Source organism: Neobacillus sedimentimangrovi (genome assembly GCF_010614825.1).
Lineage (GTDB): Bacteria > Bacillota > Bacilli > Bacillales > Cytobacillaceae > Neobacillus > Neobacillus thermocopriae.
Genome location: NZ_JAAFZF010000040.1, coordinates 13785 through 31296 on the forward strand (window position 1 = coordinate 13785; position 17512 = coordinate 31296).

Below are 17512 nucleotides of genomic sequence, written 5' to 3' on the forward strand. Positions count from 1 at the left end.
GACCTCTTACTACTATTGGTCATAATTTCCATCTACCTTCATTACAGGGAGTGAGAATAATGGAATATGTAATAGAAATGCTCAACATTCGTAAAGAATTTGGAAATTTTGTTGCGAATGATAACATTACCTTGCAATTAAAAAAAGGGGAAATCCATGCATTACTCGGTGAAAATGGTGCAGGGAAATCGACTCTAATGAACGTTCTATTCGGATTATATCAACCAGATGGTGGGGAAATCCGGGTAAAAGGAACTCCTGTAAAAATTTCAAATCCGAATGTTGCAAATGATCTAGGGATTGGAATGGTGCACCAGCATTTTATGCTTGTTGACACATTTACAGTCACTGAAAACATTATTCTTGGTAGAGAGATTACGAGTGCGGGCAAAATCGACTTGAAAAAAGCCGAGCAAGAAGTACGTCAAATTTCTGAACGATACGGTTTATCGGTTGACCCACAGGCGAAAATCTCAGATATTTCTGTCGGCATGCAGCAAAGGGTTGAAATTTTAAAAACTTTATATCGTGGTGCAGAGATACTCATTTTTGATGAACCGACTGCCGTATTAACTCCTCAGGAAATAAAAGAACTAATCCAAATAATGAAAACGCTTATTAAGGAAGGAAAATCCATTATCCTGATCACGCATAAGCTGAAGGAAATTATGGAAGTGGCTGATCGTTGTACGGTTATTCGTAAAGGTAAAGGAATCGGTACCGTTAATGTTAGTGAAACCAATCCGAATGAACTGGCAAGTTTGATGGTTGGTCGTGAAGTTGTATTTAAAACTGAAAAGACAGAAGCAGCACCGAAGCATGATGTTCTTGAGGTAAAAGATTTAACTGTTAAAGATGCACGTGGTGTTACAGTGGTTAATGGACTCAATTTAACAGTCTGTGCCGGTGAGATTGTAGGGATTGCCGGTATAGATGGTAATGGACAATCGGAATTGATTGAAGCAATCACTGGATTACGTAAAGCCGAAAGCGGCAGCATTAAGGTAAATGGTAAGGAATTAATTAATCTTTCACCAAGAACCATTACAGAATCTGGTGTTGGTCATATTCCGCAGGACCGTCATAAACATGGATTGGTGTTGAACTTCCCTATAGGGGAAAATATGGTTTTACAAAACTATTACCAAAAACCTTACTCCAAAAATGGAGTGTTAAATTTTCATAAGATTTATGAGCAAGCGAAAAAATTGATTCGTGAGTTTGATGTTCGGACTCCGAGTGAATATACCTTGGCCCGTGCACTTTCAGGAGGTAACCAGCAAAAGGCGATTATTGGGCGTGAAGTGGATCGGGATCCAGATTTATTGATTGCTGCACAGCCCACCCGTGGTTTAGATGTTGGAGCCATTGAATTCATTCATAAACGGTTAATTGAACAGCGGGATAAAGGAAAAGCTGTTTTGCTTGTTTCTTTTGAATTGGATGAAATCATGAATGTCAGTGACCGTATCGCCGTAATTTATGAGGGGAAAATTGTAGCTATTGTCAATCCAAAAGAAACCGATGAACAAGAGCTTGGATTGCTAATGGCTGGGTCGAATAGAAAGGAAGCGGGTGCACATGTCTAAACGCTTAACAAATATATTAACACCAATTATTGCTGTATTACTTGGTATTTTCGTTGGTACGATTATTATGTTGGCTAGTGGTTATGATCCGGCTGCAGCCTATATTGCTTTATGGAATGGAGCATTTGGCGATATTTATTACATTGGAGAAGTGATTAGACAGTTTACTCCTTATATTCTAGCGGGGTTAGCCGTGGCTTTCGCCTTCCGTGTCGGTTTGTTTAATATCGGTGTTGAAGGTCAATTTATCGTTGGCTGGACCGCAGCAGTTTGGGTGGGAGTTGCATTCGACCTTCCACGTATTATTCATTTGCCTTTAGCCATTTTGGTTGCGATGATTGCTGGTGCGCTATGGGCGTATATACCAGGTTTATTAAAGGCTCGTTTCCGTGTACATGAAGTCATTGTTACAATTATGATGAACTATATCGCCTTACATGTAACTAACTATATCATCAGAAATGTCTTGGCATCTAAAAGTGGTGACAAAACAGACCTTGTCAAGGAAACAGCATCATTGCGTTCTGAGTGGCTTCAAAGTATTACGGACTATTCACGCTTACACTGGGGAATTATTTTAGCCATAGTATGTTGTTTCATTATGTGGTTCTTATTAGAAAAAACAACCCGTGGATTCGAATTGCGTGCGGTAGGGTTTAACCAACATGCTGCCCAATATGCCGGAATGAATGTGAATAGAAACATTATTCTTTCTATGCTCATTTCAGGGGCATTTGCCGGATTGGCCGGTGCAATGGAAGGATTGGGCACATTTGGATATGCTGCCGTTAAAGGTGGATTTACTGGTGTAGGATTTGAAGGTATTGCGATTGCTTTATTAGGTGCCAATACGGCGTTAGGAGTATTCTTCTCGGCGATCTTATTTGGCATATTAAAAGTTGGATCATTAAACATGCCACTTGAAGCAGGCGTACCAAATGAACTAGTAAATATTATTATTGCATTGATTGTATTCTTTGTCGCTTCAAGTTATATCATTAGAGTATTTCTTGAACGATTCAGTAAGAAAGGGGTGAAGTAAGGTGAGCTTAATGGATATTTTAATGATTGTTGTTCCATCCACCTTATTATGGGCTGCTCCACTTGTCTTCACTGCATTAGGCGGTATTTTCTCCGAGCGTTCCGGAGTCGTAAATATCGGTCTTGAGGGTTTAATGGTTATTGGTGCTTTTTCAGCAATTGTATTTAATCTTACCTTTGCTGATACATTTGGAGAGGCTACACCTTGGATTGCTGTCCTATTTGCGATGGTGACGGGAGCATTATTTTCCATTTTGCATGCTGTTGCTTCCATCACTTTCCGTGCAGACCATACTGTATCCGGTGTGGCGATCAACTTATTAGCTAGTGGACTAACTTTGTTTCTTGTAAAACTGATTTATGATAAAGGTGAAACAGGAATTATCAGCCAACCATTTAGTAAAATTGATATCCCAGTTTTAAAGGATATTCCTTTTATCGGAAAAATATTGTTTCAAAATACTTATTGGACTTCATTTGTCGCTATTATTGCAGCGGTGGTTGTTTGGTATATCATTTATAAGACTCCTTTTGGTCTCCGTCTACGCTCAGTCGGTGAACATCCGATGGCGGCAGACACAATGGGGATTAATGTAACAAAAATGCGTTATTTAGGGGTTATTATTTCTGGTGCGTTTGGTGGAATAGGCGGAGCTGTATATGCCCAGGCTATTACTTCAAATTTCAGCCATGCGACGATCAGTGGCCAAGGATTTATGGCATTAGCAGCGATGATTTTCGGAAAATGGCATCCGCTTGGTGCACTAGGGGCCGGTTTATTCTTTGGTTTTGCACAAAGTATTAGTATTATTGGCTCTAGTTTGCCATTCTTAAAAGAAATTCCAAGCGTGTATTTATTAATCGCACCATATGTATTAACGATTCTCGCTCTAACTGGTTTTATCGGTCGAGCCGATGCACCAAAAGCAGTAGGTACTCATTATATAAAAGGAACGAGATAAACGTTATTATAGGACTCTCAGTTTAACTGAGGGTCTTTTTTTACATCAAAGTATGAATGTTTTTTTGACTATGTTTTAGCAGCGAAATGTCATCGGCTCTTTGCTCAGTTGGAGAGCTCCACAAGGAAGGCTATGGCAGCATACACATCGCACGACCGAAAGCGATAGCTTTTGGGAGGAGGACATACACCGCTGACCAGGGCGCTTCCGCTTTTCCGAAAAAGATAAGAAAATATCTTTGAATTCGAGAATTGTCTAGCTCCAGCCCCCTAGCGGCTATTATCTTATGGTCTCCGCCTTACGATAAGTCAACATCGAATCGCCTAAGGCTCTTCGTGTTTCCTTTATCTCAGTTGGAGACCACCACAAGGAAAGCTCCGACAGCATTATCATCGCACGACCGAAAGCGATAGCTTTTGGGAGGATGTCATACGCTGCTAATCAGGGAGTTTGCGCCTTTCCGAAAAGATAAGAAAATATCTTTGAATTCGAGAAATGTCTAGCTCCAGCCCCCTAGCGGCTAGTATCCTTCGCTCTCCGCCTTACGATAAGTCAACATCGAATTGCCTTCAGCACTTCGTGTTTCCTTTATCTCAGTTGGAGAACTCCAGGCTAAATGCCGCTAAACAGGGGGCTTTCGCTTTTCTTATTACTTGATTTGATTAGGTAATTTAGTATAGGTTTTAGTAGGATGGAAAAAATATAAAGAAAATTGTTTACATATGATATATGAGGACCTTTAAAAAAGGAGGAAGATTGATGGAAGCTGCCGTTGAGAAAATCATTCAAATGCAAGGGTATAAACTTCATGTAATAAAAACAGATAAATTTAAAACGAATACGATCGTATGGAGAATGAAGGCACCTTTAACTAAGGAAGATGTTACCAAAAGGGCGCTTCTCCCTCATGTTTTACAATCGAGCACAGCAAACCATCCAACAACTGCAGGATTGCGTTCTTATCTGGATGATTTATATGGAGCCACCCTTTTTGTTGATTTAGCGAAAAAGGGTGAATACCATATCATGAGTTTTTACGTGGAAATGGCTAATGAAAAATTTCTAAGTGATCCCACTCCATTATTGAAAAAAGGTTTTGAACTATTATCTGAAATTTTAACGAATCCAAATGTAAAAGGAAATGGTTTTGACCCACAAACGGTCGAAATGGAAAAACGGACATTGAAGCAAAGAATCCAATCTATTTACGATGATAAAATGCGCTATTCCAATGCACGTCTCATTGAAGAAATGTGTAAAGATGAGCCTTATGCATTACAAGTAAATGGGAATGCAGAAGATGTTGATGCCATTACCCCTGAAAACTTATTTGAGTATTACCAAAAAGCTTTTGCCGAAGATGAATTAGACTTGTATGTGATTGGTGATGTAAATGAGGCAGAAGTAAAACCCATTTTATCCGGTCTACTTCAATTTGCCGATCGAACTCCTAAAAAAGTAACAGCCGGTGAGTATCAGAGAGATTCAGATGTAAAAGAAATTAAAGAACAACAGAATGTGAAACAAGGTAAGTTAAATATTGGTTATCGGACAAATATTGTTTATGGTGATCCGGATTATTTTGCACTCCAAGTATTTAATGGTATTTTCGGTGGCTTTTCACATTCTAAACTATTTATCAATGTTCGTGAAAAAGCAAGCTTAGCCTATTATGCTGCAAGCCGTCTTGAAAGCCATAAAGGGATCATGATGGTTATGTCCGGAATTGATAATAAAAATTATGATCAAGCGGTCGGAATTATTAAAGATCAGATGGAAGCCATGAAAAAAGGTGATTTTACTGATCAAGAACTCGAACAAACCAAGGCTGTTATCCAAAATCAAATATTGGAAACGGTTGATACGGCAAGAGGTTTGCTGGAAATTTTATATCATAATGTCGTAGCTGGTACAAAAATTGATGTGGAAACATGGCTGCAAGAAATGCAGAAAACGACAAGGGAAGAAATTATTGCAGTGGCTAATAAAATGAAAATGGATACGATTTATTTCTTAACGGGAATGGAGGCAGGCAATTAATGGATAAAATTACTTTTGACCAGCTTCAAGAAGAGCTTTATCACGAGAAATTGCCAAACGGGTTAGATGTATATATATTGCCGAAAAAAAGTTTTAATAAAACCTATGCAACTTTTACTACCAAGTATGGTTCAGTGGATAATACCTTTATCCCTTTCGGTAAACAAGATTATGTAACAGTTCCGGATGGAATCGCTCATTTTTTAGAACATAAGCTGTTTGAAAAGGAAGATGGAGATGTTTTTCAACAGTTTAGTAAGCAAGGTGCATCTGCCAATGCTTTCACCTCATTTACAAGAACCGCTTATTTATTCTCGAGTACGGCAGAAGTAGAGAAAAACCTGGAAACTTTGATTGATTTTGTGCAAACACCTTATTTTTCGGAAAAAACCGTAGAAAAAGAAAAAGGAATCATCGGCCAGGAAATTACGATGTATGATGATAATCCGGATTGGCGTTTATATTTTGGGTTAATTGGAAGCCTTTATCACCATCATCCCGTGAAAATTGATATCGCAGGAACGATCGAATCCATCTCCCATATCACAAAAGACTTGTTATATGAGTGCTACCACACTTTTTACCACCCAAGCAATATGCTATTGTTTGTGGTTGGTCCTGTGGATCCGGAAAAAATCATGAACCAGGTAAAAGAAAATCAGGCCAAAAAGAACTATAAAGATATGCCGGAGATTAAACGGAAATTTGAAGAAGAACCAGATTCGGTTGCAGAGAAAAAAACGGTATTGCCAATGAATGTTCAAACATCCAAGTGCATGCTCGGAATTAAAGGCATTCATATCCAACAGTCTGGTGAAGAGATGTTAAAAAATGAACTGTCTATGAACATCCTTCTTGAATTGCTTTTTGGTAAAAGTTCAGAAAATTATAATCAGCTGTATAACGAAGGTCTTGTGGATGACACATTTTCATTTGATTATACACAAGAGCAAGGTTTTGGTTTTGCGATGGTTGGTGGGGACACGAGTGATCCGGATCAGTTGGCTGAGAGGCTAGAAAAAATCCTATTTGATGCAAAGAATTCACAAGCTTTTACGGAAGAACAACTCGAGCGAACGAAAAAGAAGAAAATTGGTGCATTTTTAAGGGCTATAAATTCTCCGGAATATATTGCCAATCAATTTACTCGCTATACATTTAATGAAATGAATCTGTTTGATGTAGTACCTTGCCTTGAAAAAATTACATTGGACGATGTACAAAAACTGGCGCAGGAAGTGATTGCAGAGGAACGTATCGCTATTTGCCAGGTTATTCCTCAGAATAAATAAGAAAGGAGTGCCGGAGAAGTGTCCGGCGCTTTTTCTGTGGACTTTTAAAATGGAGAAAGAGTGAAATCAATGAAGAAATTTGTATTAATTACGGGAGCCAGCGGTGGAATCGGACAAGCGGTTGCTTGCCTTTTAGCAGAAAAAGGCTATCACTTATACTTGCATTACAATCAAAACCAAGAGAAAATCCGCGATTTATTGAATCGGTTAAAACAATATGGTGGAGAATATATACCAATACACGCAGATTTAGCAATGCCAGATGGATATAAAAAGATCCATTCAGAAATTTTTGCCCTTGATGCCATTGTCCATTGTGGAGGTATGAGTCATTACGGCCTTCTCGTGGATTTAAAGCAAGAAGAAGCGGAAGCGTTAATAAATGTACATGTATTAAATCCTCTGCTTTTAACAAAAGATTTACTGCCGAAATTATTAAAAAAAGGATCTGGAAATATCATTGTCATCTCTTCCATTTGGGGACAAACTGGGGCATCTTGTGAGGTGGCTTATTCCATGGTAAAGGGGGCACAAATTGCCTTTGTTAAATCGCTAAGTAAAGAAGTTGCATTAAACGGTATTCGAGTAAATGCGATTGCACCTGGAGCCATCGAAACAAAAATGCTGGAAGGTTTCACCAAAGATGAGATCGATCAGCTTTCTTATGAAATCCCAATGGGCAGACTTGGTCAACCAGAAGAAATTGCTAAGGCTGTGGCATTTTTGTTGTCAGACGATTCAAGCTATATTACCGGACAAGTATTGGCGGTAAATGGTGGTTGGTATACATAAAAAAATAATTGGAACTCAACGTATAGTTTAGGTCGTTATATCGCAAAATAATCGTGTACCATTTCTATAGGAGGTAAAGACCATGTCTGTTTTAGATAACTGGAAACAATGGGAAGATTTCCTTGGCGAGCGTCTTCAACAAGCAAAAAATGAAGGAATGAGCGAAGGGGCAATCAGCAGTTTAGCTTATCAAATTGGGGATTATTTAGCAAAACAAGTGGAACCAAAAAATGAGCAAGAAAGAATTCTTGCGGATATGTGGTCTGTTGCAAGTAAAGAAGAGCAACAAGCAATTGCCAATATCATGGTTAAGCTTGTTCAGCATTAAAGTGTAGAGAGGAGCCGACTCCTCTCTTTTTTTATACATAAATTCAGGGTGTATATTTTCTTAATGATATCGTTTTCAAAGAATGTTTTTGCTTTCATCTTCCAGCAAAATCATTTATGATAAGGGTTAGGTAATGGGGACATGACAAATTTTGTCGAAATTTTTTGTTAAGGGGGTACACTGCTGCATGAAAAAAGAATGGTATCTAGAATATGAAATCAAGAAAAACCGTCCAGGTTTATTAGGTGACATTTCATCCCTCTTAGGAATGCTATCTATTAATATAGTTACGATAAATGGTGTAGACGAAGGAAGACGTGGATTATTAATATTAGCAAAAGATGATAATCAAATAAAAAGGCTTGAGTCAATTTTAAATACAATGGATACAATAAAAGTAATGAAACTAAGGGAGCCGAAATTACGTGATAGGCTCGCGGTCAGACATGGTCGCTATATTCAGAGAGATGCGGATGATAAAAAAACGTTCCGCTTTGTTCGAGATGAACTTGGATTATTAGTTGATTTTATGGCAGAATTGTTTAAGCAGGAAGGCCATAAACTAATTGGAATCCGTGGTATGCCTCGTGTGGGAAAAACGGAATCACTCGTTGCAGCTAGTGTATGTGCCAATAAACGCTGGTTATTTGTTTCTTCTACTTTATTAAAACAAACGATCCGAAACCAACTCATTGAGGATGAATACAATACCGATAATTTGTTCATCATTGATGGTATTGTTTCAACAAGACGGGCAAATGAGAGGCATTGGCAATTAGTAAGAGAAATAATGAGACTGCCCTCTGTCAAGGTGATTGAACATCCTGATATTTTTGTGCAAAATTCGGAATATACTCTTGATGATTTTGACTATATTATAGAGCTTAGAAATCATCCAGATGAAGAAATTACATATGAAATAGTCGAACAGCATAATATGTTCTCCGGATCTGATTTTGGAGCTTTTGATTGATAAAATAATTGGTAGGTGTTAGCATGTGTCTGAATTAGGGAACCGATTAAGAGAGGCCCGATTAGCCAAAGGATTAAGTTTGGAAGATTTACAAACGATTACAAAAATCCAAAAACGATATCTTGTTGGAATTGAAGAAGGCAACTACTCAGGTATGCCTGGAAATTTTTATGTTCGCGCATTTATTAAGCAATATGCAGAAAGCTTAGGTTTGAATCCTGACGAGATTTTTGAAACGTATAAAAATGAAATTCCAGCGTCTTATAATGAGGAATTGCCTCAAAAGTTGTCTAGAGTAAAAACACATAAGAAAATTTCCCAAGGCCATTCTAAAATCTATGATGTTTTACCGAAAATACTAATCGCTGTATTTGTCATTAGTATTGCGAGTGTGATTTATTATTTTTACGCTAGCAAAGTCGGTCATGATCCGAATGAGCAAGTCAGTAGTGAAAATGAACCAGTTAAATATGTCAAATCAGAGAATCTAGAAAATGCGAAAGAGGATGAGAAGGAGAAACCATCTTCAAAAGATAATGAAAAAGTAGAAGATCAAACGAAAGAAGAAGAAAAAGAACAGACTTCTACTCAAAATGTGCCAAGCCAAGAATTGGCAGTGGTTACATCAAGCGGCAGGAAAACGACGTATTCATTAACCAATGCGGATAAATTTATTGTCAAAGTGGTTTCAAGAGGTGAATCCTGGATAAATATTAAAAGTGGAAAAGGAAAATCTTTTTATTCAGGAACATTAAAAGCTGGTGAGACAGATAGCTATACGGCTGATCTAACCGGTGAAAGTGAAGCGTTTATCGTGGTAGGGAGAACACTGGATACCGATATTTATGTGAATGATCAGAAATTGGAGTATCAAATCAACCCAGCTGAAAAAGTTCGGCAGGACATTACGATTCAATTTGTTCCAAAGAACGAATAGTCATCAATTGATGGCTATTTTCTCATTAGAATTAGAAAAGCGGAGGCACCCTGATCAACGGTGTATGGCCTCCTCCCAAAAGCTATCGCTTTCGGTCGTGCGATGTTGATGCTGCCGAAGTTTTCCTTGTGGTGGCCTCCTACTGAGATAAAGGAAACAAGATGAGCCATCGGCGAATCGATGTTGACTTATCGTAGGGAGGAGAGAGAAGGTATCTCGCTGCAAGGTGACACTTATGCTAGTCCATTCTCAAAGTTGTATATACTTATTTCATCTTCTGTAAAGACACATATTGGCATTTTGGCTTAATCAATTAGGAGGAAATTGAATGAATTTACCGAATAAAATTACTGTATCAAGGATATTATTGATCCCATTATTCTTGATTATTATGCTTTATGATTTTGATTGGGGAAATATGCATCTTTTAGGTGCGGATCTTCCTGTTACTCATTTTGTGGGGGCATTAATTTTTATTTTAGCTTCTACCACTGACTGGGTGGATGGCTATTTTGCGCGTAAGTACAATCTAGTAACAAATATGGGGAAATTTCTTGACCCATTGGCGGACAAGCTTCTTGTGTCAGCAGCTTTAATTGTTCTTGTAGAACTAGGTTCTGCTCCTTCTTGGATCGTCATTATCATCATAAGTAGGGAATTTGCTGTTACCGGACTTCGGCTGTTACTTGCAGGCGAAGGGGAGGTGGTTGCTGCCAACATGCTTGGTAAGATTAAAACATGGACACAAATTATTGCGATCTCTTCTTTATTATTACATAATACTATTTTTGCTATGATTCCATTCCGTTTTGACATTTTGGCATTATGGGTAGCTTTATTCTTTACTATATGGTCAGGATGGGACTATTTTGCTAAAAACAGTCATGTATTAAAAAATTCAAAGTAATGGTTGGGTTGAGGAGTGAAGGCAGTGAATGCTGAGATTATTGCAGTTGGTTCAGAACTGCTTTTAGGCCAAATTGTAAATACAAATGCTCGTTTTCTATCTCAGCAATTAGCTGGGCTTGGGATTGATGTTTATTATCATACAGTCGTCGGTGACAACCCGGATCGGTTAAAATCGGCGATAAAAATTGCTGAAAGTCGTTCAAAAATCATTATTTTTACTGGTGGACTTGGACCGACAAAGGATGATTTAACAAAAGAAACGATTGCCCGTCACATTGGCACCGAGCTGGTTATGAATAATGAAGCATTGGAGACAATTGAGCAGTATTTCAAACGGACGAACCGAGTGATGACGGAAAATAATCGGAAGCAGGCATTGATTTTGGAAGGTTCTCAAGTCTTGCCAAACGATCATGGGATGGCACCAGGAATGGTGCTAAAAACCGGCGGTCATATTTATATGCTCCTTCCTGGTCCTCCTAAAGAAATGGAACCTATGTTTTTGAATTATGGAAGTAAGGAGCTTGCGTTACTGACAGGAGTTAAGGAACAAATTGTTTCTAGAGTTCTTCGCTTTTTCGGGATTGGGGAAGCAGCATTAGAAACAGAAATAATGGACATTATTGATGAACAAAAAAATCCAACCGTTGCTCCTCTAGCTGGAGAAGGGGATGTAACCTTAAGGCTTACGGCAAAGCATAGGGATGTGATGAAAGCACAAGCCATGCTGGATGAAGTGGAGGCAAAAATCAGGCAGCGAGTTGGCCAGTTTATTTATGGCTATGAAAATACGACCTTATTTGTTGAATTAGCTAATGTTTTAAAAGAAAGGAAATGGACGATTACCTCTGCTGAAAGTTTAACTGGTGGGCTATTCCAGCAGGAGATCACCTCTATTTCTGGGGCTAGTTCCATATTCAAAGGTGGAATTGTCTGTTACTCCAATGAGATCAAGCGGGATATTGTACAAGTTAAGCAAGAAACGCTTGAGACGTATGGGTCAGTCAGCGAGGAGTGTGCACGTGAACTCGCGGAAAATGTTATGAAAATCTTTGGGACAGATATTGGAATTAGTTTTACAGGTGTGGCAGGCCCGGATGAATTGGAAGGGAAGCCAGTCGGTACTATTTTTATAGGGATTGCCTTAAAAGGAAGACCATCCATTGTTGAAAAAATAAAATTAAGTGGTTCGCGGGGAGCGAACCGGAATCGGGCTGTAAGATACGGCTGTTATTTCTTGTTAAAATATTTGAGAGAATTACAGGACGCTATTTAGGTGTCCTGTATTTTTTTGTGACAGTAGTCGACTTGTTGGACCATGATAATTTTCTGACATTGGAGCAAAATGCCATTATTATCTCAAAATTCATTAGAAAATTATTTTATATAGATCAACATGTTCAATTTTTCAATATTAACAGACTGGAAATTGGTCGAATAAACGTTCGTGTTTTTCCTCGACAAATGGTAAAAAAGAGGTTATATTATTAATAGGTTCTTTGAATTAAGAAATAAATTTTCATTTATTTATAAAAGGAGGAACTATTTGTGAGTGACCGCAAGGCTGCCTTAGAAATGGCATTAAAACAAATAGAAAAACAATTCGGTAAAGGTTCCATCATGAAAATGGGAGAACAGCAGGAAACAAAAATTTCGACGGTTCCAAGCGGCTCCCTAGCACTTGATGCAGCACTTGGGGTCGGGGGATACCCTAGGGGACGGATTATCGAAATCTATGGACCAGAGAGCTCTGGTAAGACTACTGTTGCTCTGCATGCCATTGCAGAAGTCCAAGCACAAGGCGGGCAGGCAGCATTTATTGATGCGGAGCATGCTCTAGACCCGACTTATGCCCAAAAATTAGGTGTTAATATTGATGAATTATTATTATCTCAGCCTGATACAGGAGAACAGGCACTTGAGATCGCAGAAGCTCTAGTGCGGAGCGGTGCTGTCGATATTATCGTTATCGACTCTGTAGCCGCCCTAGTTCCAAAAGCAGAAATCGAAGGAGAAATGGGAGACTCTCATGTTGGATTGCAAGCCCGATTAATGTCCCAAGCCCTTCGTAAACTGTCAGGTGCGATCAATAAATCGAAAACGATTGCTATCTTTATCAACCAAATCCGTGAAAAGGTTGGAGTTATGTTTGGTAACCCTGAGACGACACCTGGGGGACGCGCATTGAAGTTCTATTCCACAGTCCGTCTTGAAGTCCGCCGTGCAGAGCAGTTAAAACAAGGGAATGACATGGTCGGAAACAAAACTAAAATTAAAGTGGTAAAAAATAAAGTAGCTCCTCCTTTCCGTACTGCTGAAGTAGATATTATGTATGGAGAAGGTATATCTAAAGAAGGAGAAATCATCGATTTAGGCTCGGAATTGGATATCATTCAAAAGAGCGGTTCATGGTACTCTTATAATGATGAGAGACTTGGACAAGGACGTGAAAATGCTAAGCTCTTCTTGAAGGAAAACCCTGATGTCCGTAATGAAATAGCTCAACAAATTCGCGAACATTATGGTTTGGACGGAATAAAAACGGTTTCTGAGATAGAAGAAGATGAGCAATTCGAGTTATTAGATTAATTTTAAGAGCAAAGTCTATTGTCAGGCTTTGCTCTATTTTATAATTGTATATTTATTTGATAATATTAATAAATATACAACAAATTCCGATAACTCACAATTTGTTTTTTCGAAATATTTCAAACTGGGATTTTGAGTAAACCTTGACAATCAATATTCCCACCTTTACAATGGACATGTATATTTTACATTTTAGTAATATTTTATTGCGAAAAAGCCTTAGTGCTTGCTGTATGTTGAGTCTAAACAATGTACATGCCGACACTTAAAATGTAACAAAAGTTCATAGCAAGAGGAGGTGGAACGATGGAACCAAATACGATCCTCTCCATTTTGCTTGGCCTTATCGTCGGTGCCGTTGTTGGCTATTTTATTCGTAGATCCATTGCTGAAGCAAAAATTGCAGGTGCTAGAAATGCTGCAGAGCAAATTCTAGAAGATGCTAAACGCGATGCAGAGTCGCTTAAAAAGGAAGCTCTGCTAGAAGCAAAGGATGAAATTCACAAGCTTCGAACTGAAGCAGAACGTGAGGTTCGTGAACGAAGAAATGAACTGCAAAAACAAGAAAACCGTTTACTGCAAAAAGAAGAGAATTTAGATCGAAAGGATGAAACGTTAAATAAGCGTGAAATTCTTTTAGAAAAGAAGGATGATTCTCTAAACCAAAGACAACAGCATATTGAAGAGATGGAAAGCAAAGTGGACGAGTTGGTACGTACACAACAAGCAGAACTCGAGCGAATTTCAGGCTTAACTCGTGAGGAAGCGAAAGCAATCATTCTTGAGCGGACCGAGCAAGAACTTGCTTATGATACCGCCATGATGATTAAAGAAAGCGAAAATCGTGCGAAAGAGGAAGCAGACAAAAAGGCGAAGGAAATTCTTTCGCTTGCGATCCAGCGCTGTGCTGCTGACCATGTAGCAGAGACAACTGTATCGGTTGTTAACCTTCCAAACGATGAGATGAAGGGCCGAATTATTGGACGTGAAGGACGAAACATTCGTACACTTGAAACCTTAACAGGAATTGATCTAATTATTGATGATACTCCTGAGGCTGTTATTCTATCAGGTTTCGATCCTATTCGTCGTGAAACGGCTCGCTTGGCCCTTGAAAAGCTTGTACAGGATGGGCGCATTCACCCTGCGAGAATTGAGGAAATGGTCGAAAAATCCCGCCGGGAAGTGGATGAGCATATCCGCGAAGTTGGTGAACAAACTACATTTGAAGTGGGGGTTCACGGGCTTCATCCAGACCTTATCAAGATTCTTGGCCGTTTGAAATTCCGTACAAGCTACGGACAAAATGTGTTAAAGCATTCAATCGAGGTAGCACAACTTTCCGGTTTGCTTGCCGCCGAGCTTGGACAGGATGAAACATTGGCCAGACGTGCAGGTCTATTGCATGATATCGGAAAAGCGATTGACCATGAAGTAGAAGGAAGCCATGTTGAAATCGGGGTTGAACTTGCTACGAAATATAAGGAACACCCTGTTGTCATCAATAGTATTGCTTCCCATCATGGTGATACAGCTCCAACATCGATCATTGCTGTTCTTGTTGCGGCAGCGGATGCATTATCCGCCGCAAGACCAGGAGCGCGCAGTGAAACATTGGAAAACTATATCCGTCGCCTGGAAAAGCTTGAAGAGATTTCTGAATCCTATGAAGGGGTTGAAAAATCTTTTGCCATTCAGGCTGGTCGTGAAGTACGGATTATTGTAAGGCCGGATACAATTGATGATCTTGCTGCACATCGATTAGCTCGCGATATTCGCAAGCGGATTGAAGAAGAGCTTGATTATCCGGGACATATTAAAGTAACAGTTATCCGTGAAACACGGGCTGTAGAATATGCAAAATAAAGTGGTGCGTTTGCACCGCTTTATTTTTATGTGAATTTTTATTAATAAATTGATAAAATATTATAATGAGTTAATTTTTCAAATGAAAGGGAATAACATGAAAATACTTTTTATCGGCGATGTTGTTGGTTCACCAGGAAGAGATATGGTGAAAGAATATTTGCCAAAACTAAAGGAAAAATATCGTCCTCATTTTACGATTATTAATGGGGAAAATTCTGCTGGTGGTAGAGGCATTACGGAAAAAATATATCGGCAATTTTTGGAACAAGGGGCTCAGGCAATAACACTTGGGAATCATGCTTGGGATAACCGTGAAATATTCGAGTTTATTGATGAGGCCAAATATTTAGTACGACCAGCTAATTTTCCAGATGGTACTCCTGGGAAAGGGATTATTTTCGTAAAAATGAATGAATTCGAACTAGCCGTCATCAATTTACAAGGCCGAACGTTTATGAATCCGATTGATTGTCCATTTAAATTGGCTGACGAATTGGTTGCTCAAGCAAGGGAGCGAACCCCATTTATCTTTGTTGATTTTCATGCAGAAGTAACAAGTGAAAAACAAGCTCTAGGTTGGTATTTGGATGGGAAAGTATCGGCTGTTATCGGAACCCATACACATGTTCAAACCGCCGACCATAGAATTTTACCTGGGGGTACGGCTTATTTAACGGATGTAGGCATGACAGGGCCATATGACGGTATTCTAGGGATGGACAGGGAGGCAGTATTAAAACGGTTCTTAACGAGCTTACCTGTTCGATTTGAAGTCCCTACGAAAGGGAGAAATCAGTTAAGTGCTGTAGCCATTGAATTGGATTCAAAAACAGGGTTAGCTAAACATATAGAAACAATTTTAATTAATGAAGACCACCCGTTATACACGTAAGAGCAAAGGTATTTTGCTCTTTTTTTTTTGACTTTAAGAAAGATCGAACAAAAGCTTCTTAGCGGCTTATACGTTGATTTTTTTCTCCATTCTGTTCCTTTTTTTGACCAAGCTGGAATATGTTTACGAGGATGTGAATATAGTAGCAGTGGAATGTTATAACCTGATTTGTTCATGAAATAATCATGCGGAATCGGGATTTTACAAGGGGGAGCTAGGAATGGAAATATTAAAAGTTTCAGCAAAATCTAATCCTAATTCTGTAGCTGGTGCACTTGCCGGAGTTCTGCGTGAAAGAGGGGCAGCAGAAATACAGGCAATAGGCGCGGGTGCATTAAATCAGGCCGTAAAGGCAGTAGCAATTGCAAGAGGATTTGTAGCACCTAGCGGAGTTGATTTGATCTGTGTTCCTGCATTTACCGATATTTTAATTGACGGAGAAGAGCGCACAGCTATAAAACTAATTGTAGAACCGAGGTAGTGTCTATAATTGGTAAATAAAAAAAGAGAGAGGTTTTATCCTATTTACCTGCTTTTTATGAAAAAGCAGGTATTTTTGTGTGCGCCCGGCATGGGTGTAATCTATAGGGTGAAAGTCCCGAGCTGCGAAGGCAGAAGTAGCAGTTAGCTTAACGCAAGGGTGTCCGTGGTGACGCGGAATCTGAAGGAAGCGAGCGGCAAACTTCCGGTCTGAGGAACACGAACTTCATATGAGGCTAGGTATCACTGGGTGAGTTTGCACATCAAAACGAAGCCCTTTCTGCCGAAGGTGATACAGAGTAAATGAAGCAGATGGATGGAAGGAAAGATTACATTCTTACCCGGGGAGGTCTGACTGGCACGCCAAGTAACCTTGGTAACCTATCTAGTGATAGATAGCTGAACAGTCAGAAGTCAGCAGAAGTCATAGTACTCTTTCAATCTCGAGATGGAAGAGGAAGGACTGAACAATTAAGGAGAACGAATCGCTAGGCGTTCATCTTCTGTGTGGAAGCAGACAATCCGATAGGACTTACTTGAAGAAGGAAGTGGTGAATTCCACGGGGGACTTCAAGAGGGTGGAGCAAAAGATGGCACAAATAGAGGAATTCGTTCACGTGGAGAGGATATCAATGTTGATGGAAATGGTTTTGTCACGGGAAAATCTCCTGGCGGCATTTAAACGAGTCGATCAGAATAAAGGAAGTCACGGAGTAGATGGCATGTCCGTAAAAGACCTACGAAGACACCTCTACGAAAATTGGGACTCCATTCGACAGTCGTTGAGAGAAGGAACCTACAAGCCCTTACCCGTCCGTC

The 17512-nt window shown here is 39.3% G+C and carries 15 protein-coding genes and 1 pseudogene; all 16 read left to right on the forward strand.

The genetic code is table 11. From position 1 onward, the window contains the following. Window positions 1-59 precede the first annotated feature (59 nt). On the forward strand, window positions 60-1589 hold the full coding sequence (locus GZA11_RS12500) for an ABC transporter ATP-binding protein (protein WP_038541218.1): 1530 nt from the start codon (window positions 60-62) through the stop codon (window positions 1587-1589). Further along, window positions 1582-2631, forward strand: a complete 1050-nt coding sequence (locus GZA11_RS12505; protein ID WP_038541220.1) for an ABC transporter permease — start codon at window positions 1582-1584, stop codon at window positions 2629-2631. The genes GZA11_RS12500 and GZA11_RS12505 overlap by 8 nt, the downstream gene beginning before the upstream one ends. Window position 2632: 1 nt before the next feature. After that, window positions 2633-3592 carry an ABC transporter permease gene (locus GZA11_RS12510; RefSeq protein ID WP_163184066.1) on the forward strand — a complete coding sequence of 320 codons (960 nt, stop codon included), beginning with the start codon at window positions 2633-2635 and terminating at the stop codon, window positions 3590-3592. A gap of 759 nt (window positions 3593-4351) precedes the next feature. Next, complete coding sequence (yfmF, locus tag GZA11_RS12515) at window positions 4352-5632, forward strand: EF-P 5-aminopentanol modification-associated protein YfmF (protein WP_163184068.1); 1281 nt, start codon at window positions 4352-4354, stop codon at window positions 5630-5632. Next, window positions 5632-6924: an EF-P 5-aminopentanol modification-associated protein YfmH gene (gene yfmH / locus GZA11_RS12520; protein ID WP_163184070.1), complete on the forward strand. Its 1293-nt coding sequence runs from the start codon at window positions 5632-5634 to the stop codon at window positions 6922-6924. The genes yfmF and yfmH overlap by 1 nt, the downstream gene beginning before the upstream one ends. A 69-nt stretch (window positions 6925-6993) precedes the next feature. Then, window positions 6994-7716 (forward strand): elongation factor P 5-aminopentanone reductase, encoded by a 723-nt coding sequence (ymfI, locus tag GZA11_RS12525; RefSeq protein WP_163184072.1) that lies wholly within the window; start codon window positions 6994-6996, stop codon window positions 7714-7716. Between the two features lie 82 nt (window positions 7717-7798). Beyond that, window positions 7799-8044: a DUF3243 domain-containing protein gene (locus GZA11_RS12530; RefSeq protein ID WP_038541234.1), complete on the forward strand. Its 246-nt coding sequence runs from the start codon at window positions 7799-7801 to the stop codon at window positions 8042-8044. 187 nt (window positions 8045-8231) lie between these two features. Then, window positions 8232-9017, forward strand: coding sequence for a DUF3388 domain-containing protein (locus tag GZA11_RS12535; RefSeq protein ID WP_163184074.1), 786 nt, complete (start codon window positions 8232-8234; stop codon window positions 9015-9017). 25 nt (window positions 9018-9042) lie between these two features. Beyond that, a complete protein-coding gene (locus tag GZA11_RS12540) occupies window positions 9043-9954 on the forward strand; it encodes a helix-turn-helix domain-containing protein (protein WP_163184076.1) in 912 nt (303 codons plus the stop codon). 328 nt (window positions 9955-10282) lie between these two features. After that, window positions 10283-10861: a CDP-diacylglycerol--glycerol-3-phosphate 3-phosphatidyltransferase gene (pgsA, locus tag GZA11_RS12545; protein WP_163184078.1), complete on the forward strand. Its 579-nt coding sequence runs from the start codon at window positions 10283-10285 to the stop codon at window positions 10859-10861. 24 nt (window positions 10862-10885) lie between these two features. Beyond that, a complete protein-coding gene (locus GZA11_RS12550; protein WP_163184080.1) occupies window positions 10886-12139 on the forward strand; it encodes a competence/damage-inducible protein A in 1254 nt (417 codons plus the stop codon). Window positions 12140-12411: 272 nt separating this feature from the next. After that, window positions 12412-13452: a recombinase RecA gene (recA, locus tag GZA11_RS12555; protein WP_038541250.1), complete on the forward strand. Its 1041-nt coding sequence runs from the start codon at window positions 12412-12414 to the stop codon at window positions 13450-13452. Window positions 13453-13758: 306 nt separating this feature from the next. Beyond that, complete coding sequence (gene rny, locus GZA11_RS12560; RefSeq protein ID WP_038541253.1) at window positions 13759-15318, forward strand: ribonuclease Y; 1560 nt, start codon at window positions 13759-13761, stop codon at window positions 15316-15318. A 97-nt stretch (window positions 15319-15415) separates the two neighbouring features. After that, window positions 15416-16213: a TIGR00282 family metallophosphoesterase gene (locus GZA11_RS12565; protein WP_038542268.1), complete on the forward strand. Its 798-nt coding sequence runs from the start codon at window positions 15416-15418 to the stop codon at window positions 16211-16213. 220 nt (window positions 16214-16433) lie between these two features. Further along, on the forward strand, window positions 16434-16694 hold the full coding sequence (spoVS, locus tag GZA11_RS12570; protein ID WP_038541258.1) for a stage V sporulation protein SpoVS: 261 nt from the start codon (window positions 16434-16436) through the stop codon (window positions 16692-16694). Window positions 16695-17325: 631 nt separating this feature from the next. Beyond that, window positions 17326-17512: pseudogene (locus GZA11_RS12575) on the forward strand (group II intron reverse transcriptase/maturase); the annotation flags it as partial.